This window comes from Streptomyces panacea (assembly GCF_040560175.1).
Lineage (GTDB): Bacteria > Actinomycetota > Actinomycetes > Streptomycetales > Streptomycetaceae > Streptomyces > Streptomyces panacea.
Map to the genome: position 1 here is coordinate 1 of NZ_JARJHW010000053.1, position 20,711 is coordinate 20,711.

The 20,711-nt window shown below is 72.6% G+C and carries 12 protein-coding genes; 2 read left to right on the forward strand and 10 right to left on the reverse strand.

Going from position 1 to position 20,711, the window contains the following annotated elements; all coding sequences use genetic code 11:
* The 4 genes from P3L51_RS15370 to P3L51_RS15385 form a co-directional block, all read right to left on the reverse strand.
* Window positions 1-2,717: ATP-dependent helicase (locus tag P3L51_RS15370; RefSeq protein ID WP_354605766.1), on the reverse strand; the 2,717-nt coding region annotated here is incomplete at its 3' end.
* A 231-nt stretch (window positions 2,718-2,948) separates the two neighbouring features.
* Window positions 2,949-3,884: a hypothetical protein gene (locus P3L51_RS15375; protein WP_354605767.1), complete on the reverse strand. Its 936-nt coding sequence runs from the start codon at window positions 3,882-3,884 to the stop codon at window positions 2,949-2,951.
* Between the two features lie 131 nt (window positions 3,885-4,015).
* Complete coding sequence (locus P3L51_RS15380) at window positions 4,016-7,432, reverse strand: ATP-dependent helicase (RefSeq protein WP_354605768.1); 3,417 nt, start codon at window positions 7,430-7,432, stop codon at window positions 4,016-4,018.
* Window positions 7,433-7,662: 230 nt separating this feature from the next.
* Window positions 7,663-8,067 (reverse strand): MGMT family protein, encoded by a 405-nt coding sequence (locus tag P3L51_RS15385; protein ID WP_435594450.1) that lies wholly within the window; start codon window positions 8,065-8,067, stop codon window positions 7,663-7,665.
* Between the two features lie 206 nt (window positions 8,068-8,273).
* On the opposite strand from P3L51_RS15385, the gene P3L51_RS15390 reads away from it, so the two are divergent.
* The gene (locus P3L51_RS15390) at window positions 8,274-11,063 is read left to right on the forward strand and encodes a lysylphosphatidylglycerol synthase domain-containing protein (protein ID WP_354605770.1); all 2,790 of its coding nucleotides are present in this window, start codon (window positions 8,274-8,276) and stop codon (window positions 11,061-11,063) included.
* Window positions 11,064-11,142: 79 nt separating this feature from the next.
* Window positions 11,143-12,813, forward strand: coding sequence for an alpha/beta hydrolase (locus P3L51_RS15395; RefSeq protein WP_435594451.1), 1,671 nt, complete (start codon window positions 11,143-11,145; stop codon window positions 12,811-12,813).
* Between the two features lie 98 nt (window positions 12,814-12,911).
* Here P3L51_RS15395 and moeZ read toward each other — a convergent pair whose 3' ends face one another.
* The 6 genes from moeZ to P3L51_RS15425 all read right to left on the reverse strand — a co-directional run bounded on the left by moeZ (window position 12,912) and on the right by P3L51_RS15425 (window position 20,704).
* Entirely contained in the window at window positions 12,912-14,090 is a 1,179-nt protein-coding gene (gene moeZ / locus P3L51_RS15400; RefSeq protein ID WP_354605771.1) for an adenylyltransferase/sulfurtransferase MoeZ, read from the reverse strand.
* Between the two features lie 71 nt (window positions 14,091-14,161).
* The gene (locus P3L51_RS15405) at window positions 14,162-14,923 is read right to left on the reverse strand and encodes a spherulation-specific family 4 protein (RefSeq protein WP_354605772.1); all 762 of its coding nucleotides are present in this window, start codon (window positions 14,921-14,923) and stop codon (window positions 14,162-14,164) included.
* Window positions 14,911-15,900, reverse strand: a complete 990-nt coding sequence (locus P3L51_RS15410; RefSeq protein ID WP_354605773.1) for an SDR family oxidoreductase — start codon at window positions 15,898-15,900, stop codon at window positions 14,911-14,913. The genes P3L51_RS15405 and P3L51_RS15410 overlap by 13 nt, the downstream gene beginning before the upstream one ends.
* Before the next feature lie 181 nt (window positions 15,901-16,081).
* Window positions 16,082-17,230, reverse strand: coding sequence for a hypothetical protein (locus tag P3L51_RS15415; RefSeq protein ID WP_354605774.1), 1,149 nt, complete (start codon window positions 17,228-17,230; stop codon window positions 16,082-16,084).
* Window positions 17,223-19,100: a DUF3492 domain-containing protein gene (locus P3L51_RS15420; RefSeq protein ID WP_354605775.1), complete on the reverse strand. Its 1,878-nt coding sequence runs from the start codon at window positions 19,098-19,100 to the stop codon at window positions 17,223-17,225. Before P3L51_RS15420 ends, P3L51_RS15415 begins: the two co-directional genes overlap by 8 nt.
* A 209-nt stretch (window positions 19,101-19,309) precedes the next feature.
* Window positions 19,310-20,704, reverse strand: coding sequence for a DUF3152 domain-containing protein (locus tag P3L51_RS15425; protein WP_354605776.1), 1,395 nt, complete (start codon window positions 20,702-20,704; stop codon window positions 19,310-19,312).
* Between the last annotated feature and the right edge of the window lie 7 nt (window positions 20,705-20,711).

Here is a 20,711-nt window from a genome sequence, read left to right on the forward strand (position 1 = left end):
TCGTCGCGTTCCGTCTCCCAGTCGTCCCAGTCCGCCAGATCGTCGTGCTCCCACTCGTCGGGGGCGTCGAGGTCGTCGGGTGCGTCAGGCGTGTCAGGTGCGTCGGGCGTGTCAGGTGCGTCGGGCTCGTCCGCGGGGTCGTCGTACGTGTCGTCCGGCGCCGGGGCGTCCCCCTGGGGCGCCGGCTCGTCGTGCGGCGTCTCCTCCGCCCAGGGTGAGGCCGTCAGCGCGTCCAGGTGCGCCAGGACCGTGTCCGCCGCGGTGCGTCGGCGGGCCAGGGACTCCGGATCCAGCGGGAGCGGCCACGCCCGCGTCTCGGCCGCCGCGAGCAGCGCGGGGTTCTCCTCCGTCTCCGGCGGCTCGTCGGCCCACACCTCGATCTCGCCGAAGCCCGCCGCGCAGTGGTCGTGCAGGGCGTGCAGGAAGTCCGAAGGGCCCCGGGCGCGCTTCTGCGTCGGGCCCCACCAGTGGCCCGAGCCCAGCAGCAACGAGCGCGGACGGGTGAACGTCACGTAGCCGAGGCGCAGTTCCTCCGTGTGCTGGTGCGTACGCATCTCGTCCTTGAACGCCTTGAGGCCCTTGGCGTCCCACCCCGGCACCCCCGGGAGCGTCGGGGCGTCGCCGCGCAGGGCGTGCGGCAGCACCTTCGACTGGGATGTCCATGCCTCGCGGGCCTTGCTGTTGGGGAACTGTCCGGTGACCAGGCCGGGGACGGCCACGACGTCCCACTCCAGTCCCTTGGACTTGTGCGCGGTGAGGACCTTGACCGTGTTCTCGCCGCCGGGCAGCGCGTTGTCGAGCCCTTTCTCGTACTGCGCCGCCGTCCTCAGGAAGGCGAGGAAGGCGAGGAGCGTGGCGTCCCCGTCGAGCGCGGCGAAGGAGGCCGCCGTATCGAGGAAGTTGCCCAGGGTCTCGCGCCGTCGCGCGGCCAGGGCGTGCGGCGACGCCGAGAGTTCGACCTCCAGGCCGGTGGTGGCGAGGACCCGGTGCAGGACGTCCATCAGCGGGTCGGCCAGCGAGCGGCGCAGATCACGCAGTTCGGCCGCGAGCCGGGCGAAACGGACGCGCGCGGCGGCGGAGAACGGCAGGCCGTCGTCCTTGCCGCCGGCCGACTCCAGGAAGGTGTCGAGCGCGTCGGCGAGCGATATCACCTCGGCGGGGTCGGTGCCCTCGACCGCCGCCGCCAGTCGTTCGTCGGGATCGTCGGCGTCGGCGCCGCTCGCGCGATGGACCAGCAGGCGGGCGCGGCGGCCGAGGAGGGCCAGATCGCGGGGGCCGATACGCCAGCGCGGGCCGGTGAGCAGCCGTACCAAGGAGGCGTTGGCGCCCGGGTCCTGAAGGACCTCGCACATCGCCACGAGGTCGGCGACCTCCGGAAGATGGAGCAGCCCGGAGAGGCCGACGACCTCGACGGGCACGTCACGGGCGACGAGCGCGCTCTGGATCTCGGGGAAGTCACCGGCGGTGCGGCACAGCACCGCGATCTCGCCGGGCTCCGTGCCCGTGCGCACCAGATGCGCGATGGAGTCGGCGAGCCAGGCCAACTCCTCGGCGTGGGTACGGAGGAGGGCGCATCGCACGATGCCGTCGCGTTCGGCGCCGGGCGCGGGGCGCAGGGCCTCCACACCCTCGTGCATGGCACGCAGCGGCCCCGCGAGACCGTTGGCGAGATCGAGCAGGCGGCCACCGCTGCGACGGTTCTCGCTGAGCGAGAAGCGGGTGGCCGGGGAACCGTCGGCGCCCGGGAAGTGGGAGGGGAAGTCGTCCAGGTTGGCGACGGAGGCGCCGCGCCAGCCGTAGATCGCCTGGCAGGGGTCGCCGACTGCGGTCACCGCGTGGCCGGTGCCCGCGCCGAAGAGGCCCGACAGGAGCAGGCGTTGGGCGACCGACGTGTCCTGGTACTCGTCCAGCAGCACCACGCGGAACTCCTCGCGCAGGATGCGGCCGACCTCGGGCCTGGTGAGGGCCAGCCGCGCCGAGAGGGCGATCTGGTCGCCGAAGTCGAGCAGATCGCGGGCGCTCTTGGCCGCGCGGTACCGCCCCACCAGATCGAGCAGTTCGCGCCGGGCGGTGGCGGTCTCGGGCACCTTGCGCAGGTCGGCGTTGGTGAGCCGGGCGCCTTCGAGGGTGTGCAGCAGTTCGGTGTCGTACGCGGCGAGTTCGCCGGTAGGGACGAGGTGCTCGGCCAACTCGGCGTCGAGTGCCAGCAGATCGCCAACCAGGGCGGGGAACGATCTGGTCAGGGAGGGATACGGGCCCGGGGCCTCCTTCAGCACCCGCGCGGCGAGCTGGAAGCGCGTGGCGTCGGCCAGCAGCCGGGCCGTCGGCTCAAGCCCTATCCGCAGGCCGTGGTCGGTGAGGAGCTGGCCGGCGAACGCGTGGTAGGTGGAGATGCGGGGCTCGCCGGGCGGGTTGTCCTGGTCGAGCAGATCGGGGTCGGTCACCCCGGCCCGTACGAGCGCCTTACGGACCCGCTCGGCCAGCTCGCCCGCCGCCTTGTTGGTGAAGGTGAGGCCGAGGACCTGCTCGGGCGCGACCTGGCCGGTGCCAACCAGCCACACCACGCGGGCCGCCATCACCGTCGTCTTGCCCGAGCCCGCCCCGGCGACGATCACCTGCGGGGCCGGGGGTGCGGTGATGCACGCCGTCTGCTCCGGGGTGAACGGGATGCCGAGGAGTTCGTTGAGCTGCGCGGGGTCGGTGATACGTGCGGACACTTCAGAGAGGCTATCGGGGACCACTGACAGGCGGACGCCGGACAAATCGGACAGACCGGGACGTCACGACCGCCGGGTGCCGCACGTCACCGCCGCCGGGCGGAGGGGTTGTCGGTCGCCGCGCGTCAACCGCCCGGTTGCCACGCGCCGATCGCCCCTCCGTGGCCGGTGGCCGGTGGCCGGTGGCCGGTGGTCAGTGGTCGGTGGTCTGTCGTCAGTGGTCCCACTACCTCAGAGGCCGGATGCCGGGCTCGCCGACCGCCGGAGGTCCCGCAGGTCGACGACCTCGGCGGCGGGCGGGGCCGAGGCCATGACCGGTACGCCGAAGTCCCTGAGGAGGACCGTGCCCGCCTCCTGGCCGCCCTCGCCGACCGCTTTCAGTAGATAGGGCGTTCCCTCGGCCGCCACGAAGGTCGTCCGCGTCCCGTCGGTCTCCCGCTTCACCAGCGTCACCGCCTTTCGGCCGTCGACCACGGCGGCGGCGCCCCTGGTCGCTCCCTTGGCGTCGGCGGTCTCCAGGTCGTCGAGCGTCGCGTCGAGGTCGCACGCGCCGCCCAGCGCCCGCGCGGAGGCGCCCGCGCCGGCGGGGATCTTGAGCCACTTGCCCCGGAGCAGCTCGACCAGTTCATCAGCCGCGCCGGTGTCGGGACTCCGGTCGGTACCGGCGCTCTCGGCGTCCGGGGCGATGCGGTCGGTGCTGTCAGTCCTGTCGGTCCCGTTGTTGGCTTCGTTCGCGTCGGAGCCGATCGACCGCCAGAACTCGTCGTCGCCCTTGACGTACGTCACCCCCTTCACCACGGTGAACTCCGCCTCGGTGTCGTCCCGGCGCAGACCTCCCACGCAGGTGCCCCGCTCGTCCAACGAGAAGTCGACCTTGAGGCGTCGCCCGTCGTCCGTGCTCTCCGCCGTCAGCCGCAGGGACTTCGCGCCCTTGGTCGCCGCCACGGCCCGACGGGCGATCTGTACGGCGCCCAGGCCCGCGAACGGATCGGCCGACGTGGCTGCCGTCGACGACGCGGCCACCCGCTTCGCGGCGGCCGCCGCCTCCTTCCGCACCCCGCCGTCCGCCACCTCGGCGGCGCCGCCGGTGGAACAACTCGCCACACCGGCCGCCGTGACCACGCTCACCAGCGCCGGCATCAGGAACTTCCGCTTGATCGCGGTCATCTGTCGTCTCCTCGCGCATCTGGCACCTCTGGCACGTCTCGTACTCCGTGCCTGACGTGCCGTTCCCTTTCCGACCGCCCGAGGAGCGCGAAGGGTGCAGGTGCACGAGGGGATTCATCCGGGAGAGGCGCTCACTCCACGATCTGCTGCCCCTCCGGCCGCGCGCTGCACGACGCGCGGAAGGAACAGTGCGCGCAGTGCTGGCCGGCGCTCGGCGTGAAGCGTTCGTCCAGTACGCGCCCGGCCGCCGTCGCGAGCAGATCGCCGACCCACTCCCCCGCGAGCGGCTCCTGAGCCTGGATCTTGGGCAGGTCCTCACCGCCCTCCTTCTTGGCCGCCGCCTGCCTCAGTTGTACGAGTTCGGCTCCCCCGGCCTCCGGCCGCCGCCCGTCGAAGACCTCGTCCACGGCGCCCTCCCCCACAGCGAGCTGGTACACGGCGAGCTGCGGGTGGTGCGCGACCTCCTCTTTGGTAGGAGCCGCTTTGCCGGTCTTGAAGTCCACGACGTAGGCCCGCCCCTGGGCGTCCTGCTCCACCCGGTCCATGGAGCCCCGGATCCGTACCTCGTAGGCGCCCGCCTCAAGGGTGACGTCGAAGGCGTGCTCGGTGGCCGCCGGTGTGCGCCCGGCGCGGTCCATCACATGCCAGCGCAGGAAACGCTCCAGCGCCACGCGCGCGTGCTGCTTCTCCTGCTGGGACTTCCAGGGCGCGTCGAAGGCCAGCGCGTCCCAGACGGAGTCGAGGCGCTCCATGAGGACGGCGAGGTCGGCGGGGGTACGGCCGGAGGCCACCTCGTCGGCCAGGACATGGACGACATTGCCGAAACCCTGCGCGGCGGTGGACAGTTCGTCCGCCTTGACCTCGCGCCCGAGGAACCACTGGAGCGCGCAGGTGTTGGCGAGCTGGTCCAGCGCACTGCCGGACAGGGCGACGGGCTGGTCCCTGTCGCGCAGGGGGACGGCGCTGTGCGTCGGCTCGTACAGGCCCCACCAGCGGTGCGGGTGGGCGGCGGGGACGAGTGGCTGGCCCTCCTCGTCGCTGAGCGCGGCGAGCCGGGCGAGCCGTCGGGCCGCCGCGTCGCGCAGCACGGGTGTCGCCTGCGGGTCCACGGTGGTGGCGCGCAGCTCGGCCACGAGCGCGGCGACGGCGAGCGGACGGCGCGGCCGGCCGGTGACGTCCTTGGGGTCGACGCCCAGTTCGGTGAGGAAGCGGGACGGCTGGTCGCCGTCGTCGGCGGGCGCCTTGACCGCCGTGACGACGAGCCTTTCGCGGGCGCGGGTCGCCGCCACGTAGAAGAGGCGTCGCTCCTCTGTGAGGAGGGCGCCGGGAGTGAGGGGCTCCGCCAGACCGTCACGGCCGATCCTGTCCGCCTCCAGAAGAGAGCCACGACGCCGGAGGTCGGGCCACAGCCCCTCCTGGACACCCGCGACGACGACGAGTCGCCACTCCAGGCCCTTGGAGCGGTGCGCCGTCATCAGACGGACGGCGTCGGGCCGTACGGATCTGCCGCTGAGCGTGTCGGCGGCGATGTCCTGGGCGGCGATCTCCTCAAGGAAGTTGAGAGCGCCCCGCCCGCCGGTGCGTTCCTCGGCCCGTGCCGCGGCGTCGAACAGGGCGCACACGGCGTCCAGGTCCCGGTCGGCGTTACGGCCCGCGGCGCCGCCGCGCAGGGCCGAGCGCTCCAGCCTGGCCGGCCAGGGAGTGCCGTTCCACAGCTCCCACAGCGCCTCCTCGGCGGTGCCGCCGCCCGCCAGCAGGTCACGTGCCTTGGCGAGCAGCGCGCCGAGCCGCTGCGCGCCGCGCGCGTGGGCGGGGTCGTGTGTGACGAGCCGCTCCGGTTCGGCGAGCGCGCGGGCCAGGAGCGTGTCGGAGGGGGGCGGTACGCGGTTCCCGGCGGCCCGCTCCTCGTCGCGCAGAGCCCGGCCGAGGCGGCGGAGGTCGGCGGCGTCCATGCCACCGAGGGGCGAGGTGAGCAGCGTGAGCGCGGTCTCGACATCGAGCCGGCCGCCCGCGACCCCGGCGTCGTCCGCCGCACCCGCACCCGCGCCGGTGTCGGCGTCGGCGTCGTCCGACCCCTCCTCGGCCTCCGCGCCGTCCGTCTCCGCCCCGACCGAGTCAGCCGTCTCCCCCTCCGCTTCTCCGTGCGCCGACCCGACCGCCGCCGTCGCGACAGCGCGCAGCGCCGTCAACAGCGGCGACACCGCCGGTTCGTGACGCAGCGGCACATCGTCGCCGTCGATCTCCAGGGGCACGCCCGCCGAGGTCAGGGCCCGCCGCACGGCCGGGATGGTCCGGCCTCCGGCCCGTACCAGCACCGCCATCTCGCTCCACGGCACGCCCTCTTCAAGATGCGCGCGCCGCAGGATGTCGGCGACGTTCTCCAGCTCGGTCGAGGCGGTCGGGTAGGTGTACGTCTCGACCCGGCCGCCCTCGCGGACCGCCGCCAGCTCGCGGTGCGCCCGCACCTTCTCGGCGGGCAGCCGGTTGAGCGGCATCCGGCGGGTCAGCAGCCGGGTCGCGGCGAGCAGCCCCGCGCCGGAGCGCCGGGAGGTCGTCAGCACCTCCACCGGGGCCGGGCGCCCGTCCGCGCGCGGGAAGGCGTCCGGGAAGTCGAGGATGCCGTTCACGTCGGCGCCCCGGAACGCGTAGATCGACTGGTCCGGGTCGCCGAACGCGACCAGTGTGCGGCCATTCCCGGCGAGCGCCCTGAGCAGTCTGACCTGTGCGGGGTCGGTGTCCTGGTACTCGTCGACGAACACCGCGTCGTAACGGTCGGCCAGCCACGCCGCGACCTCGGGCCGTTCGGCGAGCAGCACCGCCCGATGGACCAGCTCGGCGTAGTCGAGGACGCCCCGCATGTCCAGGACATCGAGATATTCGGCGAGGAAGGAGGCGGCGGCCGTCCAGTCGGGGCGGCCTGTACGCCGCGCGAAGACGGCCAGGGAGTGCGGACCGAGCCCCAGCTCACGGCTGCGGGCGAGCACCGCGCGTACCTCGTCGGCGAAGCCGCGCGTGGTGAGGCAGGCGCGCAGCTCGTCGGGCCAGCGGATGTGCGCCAGCCCCCGGCGCTCCAGGTCGAGCTGGCCGGCGAGCAGTTCCCGTACGGCGACGTCCTGCTCCGGCCCCGAGAGCAGCCGCAGCGGTTCGGTGAAGAGGTCGGCCTCCTGGTGGGCACGGATCAGCGCGTAACAGAATGAGTGGAAGGTGGTCGCCTGCGGTCCCTGCGCGCCGCCCAGCCTGACCGCCGTACGGTCGCGCAGTTCGACCGCCGCCTTGCGGCTGAAGGTGAGGACGAGCATCCGTTCCGGATCGGCACCCCGCGCGACCCGCGCGGCGACGCTCTCGACCAGCGTGGTCGTCTTCCCGGTGCCCGGACCCGCGAGGACGAGCAGCGGCCCGCGGCCATGGTCAACCACCGGGCGCTGCGCTGCGTCCAGCACAGGGGGATCCACCGCGACCGGCGCCGTGCGCAGCAGTCGGTACGCACCGGAGGTCCGCTGCCGTACCCGACGGTGCGGGGTACGCCCGGTGAAAGAGGAGGAGCTCACGTGGATCGCCGGTCCTGGAGGGGATGCTGGTGGTGACGGGGGTTTCTGAGGTGTGTGGGTCGGGAGCTGACGAGGGTACGCGGAGGGGCGGCGCGGAAGCGTGGAGTCCGCCTGTTGGTCCGACCGCTCTCGCGGGTGCGGCGGACACGGTGATCGCGCCGTCCGGTCATCCGTACGGTCCTCAGCAGACTCGCGGGACCTCCCGCAGCGCAGCGGAATGTCAGAAACTGTCAGTTGTGAGCGACATCGCCCGTATCAGTGCCCCCGTCGGTGCCGGTTTCCGACGACCGGCCGTCCCATCGCGCCCGTTTCATATCGAGGCGCGGCAGATGGCCTTCGGCACCGCGCGGGGCCTCCCGCAGCGGGGTGGCCTCCTCGCGGTAGCGGGCCAGGGCCTCCAGCTCATGACCGGCCAGCAGCACACCGTCCGAGCGGACCACACGCCACCAGGGCACGGCCCCGCCGTACAGCGCCATCGCCCGGCCCACCTGACGTGGGCCGCCCTCACCGAGCCATTCGGCGACGTCGCCGTAGGCCATGACCCGGCCGGACGGGATCAGGTCGGCCACGTCGAGCACCCGCTCCGCGTACTCGGGCAGATCTCCGGACATCTCGTCGGGTTCGTCGCTCCTCATCCGTCCCATCCTGCCGCACACCACCGACAGTCCGCCCGGCCACCGGTCCCGGCGCGACGAGCCGCCCGCACGCCCGGGCACGGCCGACGCGGCGTTCCTCAATGCACCCTGATACCCCCCTCTGTCACCCTGGCGTGCCACCATCATGCGGGCGGTGACTGGTGATACGAGATCAAGAAGACACGGATTCGACGAAGGAGCAGGGCGTGCAGCCTCCGACGGTGGCGGGCACCCCTGACGCCGGGTCGCGCCCGGAATCAGGCCCCGACGGCGGTGCGGAGACCGAAGCCGGCGAGGAGAACGGCACCGCCCCCGCCCCTGACGCCGCCGCCAAGTCCGACGCCGACACGGACGCCGACACCGACGAGACAGTCCGCCGCGACGCCCCTCCCGGAAGCCACGCCGACCCGCTCTCCGGAGACGAGCCGCTGCTCGCCGCCCGCGTGCACCGCCCGTCCGACCTGCTGCGTCTGCTCATCGGCGTCCTCGCCATCGCCGTCGTCATCGGCCTCTCCGCCTTCGCCCACGGCACCACGTCCGGTCTCGAACAGGACATCAGCAAGGGCACCGGACAGGCCCCCGACCTGCTCGTCAAGGTCGCCGGTCTGATCTCCAGCATCGCCGTACTGCTCGTCCCGGTCGCCTTCGCGATCGAGCGGCTGATCAAACGCGACGGCCTGCGGATCGCGGACGGCGTACTCGCCGCCGTCCTCGCGCACGGCGTGACGCTCGCCACCGATCTGTGGGTCGCCCGCGCGGCGCCCGGATCCATCCAGGACGCGCTCACCCGCGCACAGCCGGGTGAAGGGCTCACCGACCCCGTACACGGCTATCTCGCGCCCGTCATCGCCTATATGACCGCCGTGGGCATGGCCCGCAGACCCCGCTGGCGCGTCGTGCTGTGGGTGGTGCTGCTGCTCGACGCGTTCGCGATGCTGGTCGCCGGCTACACCACACCGTTCTCGATCATCCTCACCGTGCTGATCGGCTGGACCGTGGCGTACGGCACGCTCTACACGGTCGGCTCTCCCAACGTAAGGCCCACCGGCCAGACACTGATGGCGGGACTTCGCCATGTGGGTTTCCGCCCGGTCAGCGCGATGCGCGCCGAGCCGGAGGAGGCCGGCGACTCGGCCGAGCAGGGCGAACGGGGCCGCCGCTATCTGGTGACCCTCGACGAGGGTCCACCGCTCGACGTCACCGTCGTCGACCGGGAACAGCAGGCGCAGGGCTTCTTCTACCGAGTCTGGCGCCGCCTCACCCTGCGCTCGATCAGCACCCGCCGCTCGATCCCCTCCCTGCGCCAGGCGCTGGAGCAGGAAGCGCTCCTCGCGTACGCCGCCATCGCCGCCGGCGCCAACGCCCCCAAGCTGATCGCCACCTCCGAACTCGGCCCCGACGCGGTCATCCTGGTGTACGAGCACATGGGCGGCCGTTCCCTGGACTCGATGCCGGACGACGAGATCACCGACGAGCTGGTGCGCGGCGCCTGGAAGCAGGTGAAGGCGCTCCAGTCGCGCCGTATCGCCCACCGCAGGCTCACCGGCGACGCCCTGCTGGTCGACCAGGACGGCAATGTGATCGTCACGGATCTGCGCGGCGGTGAGATCGCGGCGGGCGACGTGGTGCTGCGGATGGACACCGCGCAGCTCCTCACCACGGTCGGGCTGCGGATCGGCGCCGAGCGGGCGGTGGCCACCGCCGTGGACGTCCTCGGCCCCGACGCCGTCGCCGACTGTCTGCCGCTGCTCCAGCCGATCGCGCTCAGCCGTTCCACGCGCACGACACTGCGCCGGCTCGCCCGTGAGCGGTCCCAGCGTGAGCGCGACGCGGTGCTCCGGGCCTCCGAGGCGGCCAAGCACGCCCGTACGGCGGAGGTGGCGGCGGCGACCAACGACGCCGACCGCAAGGCGGCCCGCAGGTCCCTGCGCGCGGAGAAGCAGGCCGAGAAGAAGGCCCTGGACGACGCGCTGGACGAGGTGCGCGAGGAGGATCTGCTCTCCCAGATCCGCGGCCAGGTGCTGCTGATCAGACCGCAGGCGCCGGTCGAACCGGTCCGTCTGGAGCGCATCAGACCCCGCACCCTCGTCAGCTTCATCGCCGGCGCGATCGCCGCGTACTTCCTGCTCACGCAGCTCGCCGGGATCGACTTCGGCAACGTCTTCGCCAAGACGCACTGGGGCTGGGTGGCCGCCGCGGTCCTGTTCTCGGCGCTCAGCTACGTCGCCGCCGCGATGAGCCTGCTCGGCTTCGTCCCGGAGCGGGTGGGCTTCCTGCGTACGGTTGTCGCGCAGGTCGCCGGTTCCTTCGTCAAGCTCGTGGCCCCGGCGGCGGTCGGCGGGGTGGCGCTCAACACCCGCTTCCTGCAACGCGCGGGCGTACGCCCGGGGCTCGCCGTCGCCAGCGTCGGCGCCTCGCAGCTGTTCGGACTCGGCGCGCACATCCTGCTGCTGCTCGCCTTCGGCTATCTGACCGGTACGGAGAAGACGACCTCCCTGACCCCGTCGAGGACGGTGATCGCGGGGCTGCTGACCGTCGCCGTGCTGGTGCTGGTCGTCACCGCGATCCCGTTCCTCCGGAAGTTCGTGGTGACGCGGCTGCGTTCGCTGTTCGCGGGTGTGGTGCCGCGCATGCTCGACGTGCTCCAGCGGCCCATGAAACTCCTCACCGGCATCGGCGGGATGCTGCTGCTGACCGGTCTGTTCGTGATGTGCCTGGACGCGTCGATCCGGGCCTTCAACGACGGTCATCAGCAGCTGAGTTACGCGAGCATCGCCGTGGTGTTCCTCGCGGGCAACGCGCTGGGGTCGGCGGCGCCGACGCCGGGCGGTGTGGGCGCCGTCGAGGGCGCGCTGACGATCGGTCTGATCGCGACGGGCGTTCCCAAGGAGGTCGCGGCCCCGGCGGTGCTGCTGTACCGGATGATGACCCTGTGGCTGCCGGTGCTGCCCGGGTGGATCTGCTTCAACCACCTCACCCGCAAGGGAGCCCTTTGACGCGGCTCCCGGAGCCCCGTCACCACCCGGCTGGACCCCGGGCCGCGCGCCGCTCCCCGGCACGACGCACCATGGGGAGATGCCGATGCCCTCCTTCTCCTCGTCCACCGCACCCGCCGGACGGCGCCGCCCGGCGCTGGTCGCCGCGACCGCCGTCACCGTCGCCACCCTGCTGGCCGCCGCCGGATGCTCCGGCTCCGACGGCTCCGACTCGGGCAGCAGCGGCCAGGACGGGCAGACCAGCCAGAACAACCAGGACGCGCAAGACGGTCAGCACGAGAGCGACAAGACCGCCGCGCCCAAGAACCTGACCTCCCAGAAGCTGGACTGGAAGGCGTGCCCCACCCCGTCGGCGGCCGAGGGCGGCGGTACGGCTCCGTCGCCACTGCCCGGCGGCACCAAGTGGGAGTGCGCCTCCATGGCCGCCCCGCTCGACTACGCGAAGCCCGAGGACGGCACCATCGAGCTGGCCCTCATCCGGGCGAGGACGAGCGACCCGGGCAAACGCCTCGGCTCGCTCGTCTTCAACTTCGGCGGGCCCGGCGGCTCCGGTGTGACCGGACTGCCCTCCTTCGGCAAGGACTACGAGAAGCTGCGTACCCGCTACGACCTGGTCAGCTTCGACCCGCGCGGCGTCGGCCGCAGCGACCCCGTCGAGTGCAAGGACGACAAGCAGCTCGACGCGTACTACGCGAAGGACATGACCCCGGACGACACCGCCGAGGAGAAGTCCTACGTCGACGGCCTCAAGTGGTACGCCGGTGGCTGCGAGCAGAAGTCCGGCAAGGCGCTCCCGCACGTCGGCACCGTCAACGCCGCACGCGACATGGAGCTGATGCGCCAGGTCCTCGGCGACGACAAGCTCAACTACTTCGGCATCTCGTACGGCACCGAGCTGGGCGGCGTCTACGCCCACCTGTATCCGAAGTCCGTCGGCCGCGCCGTCTTCGACGCCGTCGTGGACCCGACCGAGAGCTCCGAACAGGGCTCGCTCGGCCAGGCCAGGGGCTTCCAGCTCGCCCTCACCAACTTCGCGAAGGACTGCGTGAGCCGCGGCGACGCGTGCAAGCTGCCGGGCAGCACCCCGCAGGAGATCGAGAACTTCGTCGTCGCTCTGCTCGACCGGCTCGACAAGAAGCCGATCGCCGGCCTGGGCGGCCGGCAGCTCACCGAGACCCAGGCCACCAACGGCATTGCCCAGGCGCTCTATTCGAAGGAGTACTGGCCGCTGCTCGAACAGGGTCTGGACGAGGCCGACGGCGGCAGCGGCGCGCTGCTGCTCGTCCTGTCCGACGCGATGAACGGCCGCAACGAGAAGGGCCAGTACAGCAACATCCAGGCGGCCAACGCGGCGGTCAACTGCGTGGACTCCAAGCAGCGCTACACGCTCGCGCAGACAAAGGCGAAGCTCCCCGAATTCCGCCAGGTGTCACCGGTCTTCGGCGACTTCCTCGGCTGGGGCCTGCTGGGGTGCTCCGAGTGGCCGGTGCCGGGCGAGTCGGACAAGCCGGACGTCAGCGCGCCGGGCGCGGCCCCGATCCTGGTCATCGGCAACACCGGTGACCCGGCCACGCCGTTCGAGGGCGCGCAGGCGATGGCGAAGGCGCTCGGCAAGGGCGTCGGCGTGGAGCTGACGTACGAGGGCCAGGGGCACGGCGCGTACAACAGCGGCAGCGAGTGCGTGCAGAACGCCGTGAACGGCTATCTGCTGGACGGCAAGGTGCCGAAGGCCGGGACGGTCTGCAAGTGACCCCGTGGGGCGGCGGCGCGCGCCCCACATACGTAGGAGGCCGGTCCACGAGCTGCGTGGACCGGCCTCCTACGTATGTGTGTCCTTCAGCAGGTCACTCAGTAGATCGGCTTCTCCGGCTCGATCTGGTTGACCCAGCCGACCACTCCGCCGCCGACGTGCACGGCGTCGGCGAAACCGGCCGACTTCAGTACCGCGAGCACCTCCGCACTGCGGACACCCGTCTTGCAGTTCAAGACGATCTTCTTGTCCTGCGGCAGATCCTGGAGCGCGTTCCCCATCAGGAACTCGTTCTTCGGGATCAGCTTGGCGCCCGGGATGGAGACGATCTCGAACTCGTTCGGCTCCCGCACATCGATCAACTCGATGTTCTCGCCGTCGTCGAGCCACTCCTTGAGCTGCTTCGGAGTGATCGTCGAACCGGCCGCCGCCACCTGCGCCTCCTCGGACACGACGCCGCAGAAGGCCTCGTAGTCGATGAGCTCGGTGACGGTCGGGTTCTCGCCGCAGACCGCGCAGTCGGGGTCCTTGCGGACCTTGACCTGGCGGTACTGCATCTCCAGCGCGTCGTAGATCATCAGGCGGCCGAGCAGCGGCTCACCGATGCCCGCGAGGAGCTTGATCGCCTCGTTGACCTGGATGGACCCGATCGACGCGCACAGCACGCCGAGGACACCGCCCTCGGCGCAGCTCGGCACCATGCCGGGGGGCGGCGGCTCCGGGTAGAGGCAGCGGTAGCAGGGCCCGTGCTCGGACCAGAAGACACTCGCCTGGCCGTCGAAGCGGTAGATCGAGCCCCATACGTACGGCTTGCCGAGCAGCACACACGCGTCGTTGACCAGATAGCGGGTGGCGAAGTTGTCCGTGCCGTCCACGATCAGGTCGTACTGGGAGAAGATCTCCATGACGTTCTCGGACTCGAGCCGCTCCTCGTGGAGGACGACCTCCACGAGCGGATTGATACCGAGGACGGAATCACGCGCGGAAGCGGCCTTCGAGCGGCCGATGTCCGCCTGACTGTGGATGATCTGCCGCTGGAGGTTCGACTCGTCGACCTCGTCGAACTCCACGATGCCGAGCGTGCCGACACCGGCCGCGGCCAGATACATCAGCGCGGGCGAGCCGAGCCCGCCCGCGCCGACGACGAGCACCTTCGCGTTCTTCAGCCGCTTCTGCCCGTCCATCCCGACGTCCGGGATGATCAGGTGACGGGAGTACCTGCGGACCTCGTCGACGGTGAGCTCGGCAGCGGGCTCTACCAGGGGTGGCAGCGACACAGGGACCTCAACAGGGGATTGGTCGATTGGTCAGTACGTTTGTTCTTCCGGTAACACTGCCACGCGCCTTCTCATTCCGAGACACCCGGTCCGATCTGCGAGACGATTTCGTCCCAGTAGCCGGGCAGGGCCGCGAATGGGCTGTTCTGTCCGATCCGGTCGTCGTGATCGCTCCGGTCGGTGAAGAAGATCGTGCCCGCGCCCTGCCAGCGCGCGATCCGTGTCGCCTCGTCCAGATGGCTGCGGGGCACCCCGTGGACGAGATGCACGAAGCGTTCGGGCGGATGGTCCGCCGTCCACTCGGCCACCTGTGACCAGCGGTAGTCGGTCCACGGCCCCCGGAAGGTGACCAACTGGTCGGCGATCTCGGCGTATCCGGGGTACGGATGCGTCCCGTGGCCGAGGACCAGATGCCCGCTGTGGGAGATGGTGTCCAGCGTCGCCGCCATGAGCCTGACGTCGGGGAGGTACGACGCCTGCGCCGGACACCGGTCCAGGTAGAAGCCGTCGACGCGGTACCAGTCGTGGAAGTCGTGCGCCTCCGAGATGATCTCGCCGAAGCTCCGCGCGCCGTACGCGAGGTCGAGATGCCCGAGCACCCGTACGCCCGCGTTCCTGAGCCGGCCCGCGGCCTCCAGGCAGTGCGGGTCGGGCCTACTGCCCGGCCCGTCCGCGACGTTGAGCACGGCCCAGTGCAACGGCGTTCCGGGGCGCGTCAGTTCGGCCCATTCGACCGGGGCGAGCAGCGGATGCGCGTAACCGGGGATGCCGAAGCCGAGCCCGGCGGCGCCGGTGGCCGACAGGCTGCCCCCGGTCGTCGTCAGATGCGACATGCCGCCTCCATCCAGATGTCGGCGAGCGACTCCTCCAGGTTGATCCGGGGCCGCCAGCCGAGCCGGTCGCGCGCGGTGCGGACGTCGGCCTGCTGCCAGCCGCCGCAGCCGTCGGGGTACGGGAAGGGTCCGCTGCCCAGTTGCTCCGACGGATGCTCGCCGCGCTGCGGTCCGAGGGTGGCGTGGGGGGCGTGCCCGTGCGCGGGGCGCTGCGGGCCGGTGGGCGCGTCCAGCTCGTGCAGGGCGCCGCCGTACCCGGCGACCCTCGCGAGGACGGCGGCGGCGTCCCTGAGCCGGACCGCCCGCCCCGTACCGATGTTGACGACGCCCTGGGCGGCGGAGAGCGAGGCGGCGTGCACCGCGCGGGCCACGTCGCGTACATCGACGAAGTCGCGCTGCACGCCGAGGCCGCTGAGCTTCAGCTCGCCGTCGCCGGACTGCATGGCGCGGCGCATCGCCTCGGCGAGCCGGCCGAGCGGGGAACCCGCGGGCGTGCCGGGTCCGACGGGCGAGAAGACCCGGAGCACGACGGCGTCGAGCCCCGCGCCGAGCACCAGCTCGCTGGCGGCCAGCTTGCTCACGCCGTACGGCCCGCCGGGCCGTGGCACCGCGTCCTCGGCGGTGGACGAGCCGGGCTGGGAGGGCCCGTACTCGGAGGAGCACCCGAGCTGGACGAGGCGGGCGCCGCAGCCACTGCGGCGCAGCGCCTCGCAGACGGTCGCGACGGCGACGGTGTTGTGCCGGGTCAGGTCGCGGGCGCCGCCCCGGGTGGCGCCGGCGCAGTTGATGACGACTCCGGGGTGGACGGCGTCCAGGAAGCGGGTGAGCGCTCCGGGACTGCCGCCGGCGAGGTCGAACCGTACGTCGGCGTCGTCGCCGCGGCCGAGTGCGGTCAGATGCACGGCCGGATCGGCGAGCAGCCGGTCGGCGACGAAGCGCCCGAGGAAACCGTTGGCACCGAGCAGCAGAACCCTCATCGCGCGGCCCCTTGTTTCCGACGTGCCGGTACTGGGGGTTGACGGGTCATGTTCTGTCGTCTCCTTAGAGGGTGTTTCCGTGTGCTTCGGGTTACGCCCGCGGCGTCGGCTCCGCGGGAGGTCTGTGGGTCCGGAGGTGCGGCCCGGACGGGGGCGTGCGCCGGTGGTCGCCGGCCGCCGGTCAGGTGTGGGCCGAGGCCCGGGACAGGGCGACCGCGGCGTAGGTCAGCAGCCCGAGCGCGGCGGCGCCGCAGGCGACGGCCGGTACGGCTCCGGCTCCCCCCGCGTCGACCAGGGCCCGGACAGGGGCGGAGACGGTCTCCAGGCCGGGGACACGGCCCACCGTGGCGAGGACGAGGGCGGACGCCTCGGCGGCGCAGGCGGTGACGAGGCCGGTCGCCGCCGCCTTGGGGAAGCCGTGGACGGTGAGCAGCCGGGCGAGGAGCAGCAGACAGCCGAGGGCCACGGTCGCGACGGGGTGACCGGCGCCCGTGCCCCGGCCGCCGCCGAAGACGAGTTCGGCGAGGACGGCCAGGGCCGTCAGCGCGACGGCGTACAGGGCGAGCAGAGCGAGCAGCACCGGCCGGGTCCGGGAGGCGAACTCGGCCAGTCCACGGCTGTCGGTGAGCCTGCGCCGTGCCTGGACGGACAGCAGATGCGCGCACCAGGCGGCGGGAACCACGGCGAACGCCAGGGCCACCAGCGGCGCCGCCGTCTCGTCCGGGGGCGCCGTCCCGGGCGGCCCGGCGCCGGTCCCTGCGTGCAGCAGCCCGTCGCCGTACAGCGCGTACGCCAGCAGCCAGCACACCCACAGCCGCGAGACGCGCGCCGTGTGGCCCTCGACGCGCAGCGGGCCGCGCCGGAGTGCGACGGTGAGCGCGACGGCCCCCGCCGCGCCGGTCGCGAGACGGATTGCCGCGCCGGCGCCGTCCGGCGCGTCGACCTGCCGCAGGACGACGAGCGCGACCGCGCACACGGCGCCCGGGAGCAGGGCGCGCAGCGCCCATCCGGCGCGCGGATCGGTGGAACGCGCCGGATGCGGCGTGGTCGCTCCGACGGCGTCCGGGCCGCTGTCTGCGGCGCGCGGCACGCGCGCGTACAGCTCCTCCGCGAGCGAGAAGACGTCCCGGTGGCGGAAGCGCGCGGCAGCGCGGTCGGTGACGCCGTGCGCCTCCAGTCCGGCGGCGATCTCCAGCGGGTCGACGGCGCGTTCGCAGAGTTCGCGGTGGCTGTGCATCAGCGTCTTGACGGGGTCGGCCGGGCCCGCGCGCCGCGCGAGTCTCGTCGTCCCCGACGGGGTGGTCGTGGATGCGGTGCCCGGGTCAGACATCGCTCTCCCCCAGGGCCTGTCCGGCGCCCACGCCGACCGCCTCCGTAGGACGCGACGCTCGCGGCACCGCCGGTGAGGACCCGGCCACGGGTAAGGGGAGGGGCATCGACACGGGAGGCACCATCGGTACCGGCGCCGGCGTCGGTACCGGTATCGGTACGGTCCTGGCCTGTCCGGCGGTCCAGTGACCCGGTACGTACGCCTCCGCCGGGTTGGCGAACGGCAGCGGTTCGCCGTGCGCGTCCACGGTGTCGGCGGGGCGCCGGACCGGGGCGTGCGAGATCAGCTCCAGATAGATGCCGCGGAACGCCGCCAGGTTCTGCTCGACGGTGAAGAGTTCGAGGGCACGGGCCCGCGCGGCGGCGCCCAGCCGTTCGCGCCGCTCCGGGTCGCGCAACAGCGCGACACAGGCGTCGGCGAGCGCCCGCGGATTGCGCGGGGGCACCACCAGCCCCGTACCACCGATGACTTCGACGACCGCGCCGACGTCGGTGGAGACCGTCGCGCGCCCGCAGAACATCGCCTCGACCAGACTGACCGGAAAACCCTCGACGATGCTGGACAGGACGATCACCCCGCCCGCCGCGTACGCGTCCACCAGCTCCGGCGCCCCGGGCCCGCCGACCTCCTCGAAGGAGACGCAGTTGTCGCCCACGGCGTGCGCGTCGGCCGCCTCGTCGGGGAACAACTGCGCGGCCAGCGCCCGGCAGTGCGCGAGGTACGCCGTCGCCTCCGCGCCCTGCGCCGCGGCGCCGATGATCCGCAGCCGCGCCTCGGGCTCCTCCTTACGGATGTCGGCGAAGGCGTGCAGCAGGGAGATGAGGTCCTTGGCGGGCTCGATCCGGCCGACCCAGACAAGGGTGTGCGGATCGCCACCGTCACGACCGTCGCCGCCGTCGCCCCCGAATCCGCCTTCATTGCGCTCGCCCAGCGCCGAGAAGCGCTCCGTCTCCATTCCCGGGTAGACGGTGCGCAGCTTCGCGCGGTCCGCGCCGCAGCGTTCCTGCCACCGTCTGGCGTGGGTGTTGCCGGGGGTGATGACGGTGGCCTGCCGGTAGACCTCGGCGGCGAGGCGACCCTGGAAGGCCGCGAGCAGGGCGCGCACCGGCGCGCGCAGGGGCGCGTCGCCGCCGGGCCCGGCGGCCAGGTAGTGGGCGCGGAGCTGGACGCCGTACTCGGTGACCAGCAGGGGGGCGCCGAAGAGGCGTTTGGCCAGCAGTCCGGGCAGGGCGGCGGATCCGCCCGTCGTGGCGTGGCACAGATCGACGGCGCCGAGGCCGTCGTCGTCGTACCAGTCGAGGGAGAGCGGGCGCAGCGCGCGCTCCAGCTGCTCCGCGAAGACCAGGTAGTCGGGGACGGTGGCACCGCGCACGCTCCGGCGTGCGCCGGGGATGTGGCAGGCGGATTCGAGGATCCGTACGGCGGTCTCCGAACGCAGGGCCGTGGACAGGCCGCCGCGCTCGCGCGCCAGTTCGGCGAGCCCGTACAGCCCTTCGGCGAAGGCGCTCACACCGCGCGCGCCGTCGCCGCCCGCCCCCTCGGTGGCGCCCCTGTCCTGGGTCTCGTCCCGGCTCTGGTCCGGGGTGCAGACGGCGGTGATCAGATCTCCGAAGTGCCCCACGAAGCGCCGTCGTTCACGCCGTCCGTACGCCCTCCCGTCACCCTCCGCCGACCAGAGCGACGCGGTGCGGACCCGCTGTACGGAGGGCGGCAGCTGAATCCAGCCGTTGCCCTCCTGGTCGGCGCTGCGGCTGAGCGCGTAGATGTCGAACTCGTGCTGTCCGAGCCCGCGTACGAGCCGGTCGCACCACAGCCTGGACTCACCCGTCGCATACGGGTAGCCACCGTCCGTGAGTAGTCCGATCCGCACGAGCACCCCCCCGATCTCCCTTGTGGGAAGCCGCCGTTGGATCGGCGACTCACAGCGGGACGACCGTAAGCGGACATGACGGTGGAACGGCGGACGGTTGTCCGTCGCACCACCAGAAGGGGTGAATGCACGTAACTTTCCCACCGCGGTAGCGTTCCGTCGCGGTAAGGACCTATCCCGTCACACTGCGTCAAGCTGCGGCCGACGCCTCAACTGCCGGGGAACGCCCACGGGTTGGGCTTGCACTTCACGCCGTCGAGATCGAGCGTCTTGGTCTGCTGCTGCATCACGGGCGCGAGCGAGCCCGGGGTCCGGCAGCTCACGTGGCCGTACCCGAGCCGGTGCCCGATCTCGTGGTTGATCAGCATCTGCCGGTAGGTGAGCATCGCCTTGGAGCCGTACGTCTTGGCCCCCCGCGCCCAGCGGTACGCGTTGATCATGACGCGATCGGTCGCGGCGGAGTCGCAGGAGACGTTGTCGACGGTGGTGTCCAGACCGGACTTGGCGCACCACTCGGCCGTCGTCCCGGGACTGGCCAGCGTGATAACGAAATCCGGTGAGCCACCGGCGATCCGCTCGAAGGTCATGGCCCCGTTGTGGGCCCAACTCCGGTCGTCGTTCAGGGTTTTCTGTACGGCGTCGGCGAACAGCTTGCGGTCGAGGCCGAGGCCCTTCTCGATGTCGATCCGATAGCGGACCTTGCGGCCCTCACCGGGTGCCTCGGCGAGTCCGGGGACAGCGTCGAACTCGCCCGAGCCCTTGAGGTCGGCGGCCAGCGGGAACTGCCTGGCCATCAACTGACCGTAGGTGGGAGGCAGCGCCGGGGCCTGCACCACGGGCTCCTTCGGGGTCGGCCTGCCGTCCGAGCGCGAGGCGGCGTCCTCGCCGTCGCGGGCGAGCCCGCCGGAGGGCAGCGCGTCGGTCCGGGAGTCACGGCCGCCGGTGACCTGACCGGCCACCACGACGACGAGCACCGTGGTCACGGCCGCCGCGGCGATGCCGGTGAAGGTGCGCCCCAGACCGCCCTTGGCGGGCCGCTCCCCCTCGCCCTCGGCGTCCGGGGCGGCCTCGGGATCGCCCCGGACGGAGCCACGGCCGGAGTCGGCCGCGGAGGCCACGCGGGGACGACTGCCCTCGTCGTCCCAGTCGGTCACGGGGGCGTACGGATCGGGCCGCCACCGCGACGAGTCGGCGTCCGTACCGAAGTCGGCGCCTACGCCGGATCCGTACGGAGGGGGCGGCGCGTCGAAGGCGTCGACGAACTCGCGGCGCGGTCCGGGCACTCGGCGCCGCCCGGTGGCCGAACGCGTCTGCCCGCGCGGCCCCTGCGGGTACGGGGGTCCCTGCGACTCGCCCTGCCGGTCCCCGTACCCCTGCTGATCGCCCCAGCCACCGCCCGGCTCACGGTGCTCGGGATGCCCGCCGCGCACCTGCGGCACGCCGTGCGCGGGTGTGCCGTACGGCGGCGCCGCGCGTCCCCGCTCTCCGGGAGGCGGGACGGGCCGTGTCTCCCGCTCACCGGCCGGTGGGCCGCTCGCGGCGGGGGCGCGCTTCTTGCTGTCGGATCCCTGGGGTGCGGGGCCTTTACGGCTGTGTCGTCCCACGCCCCGG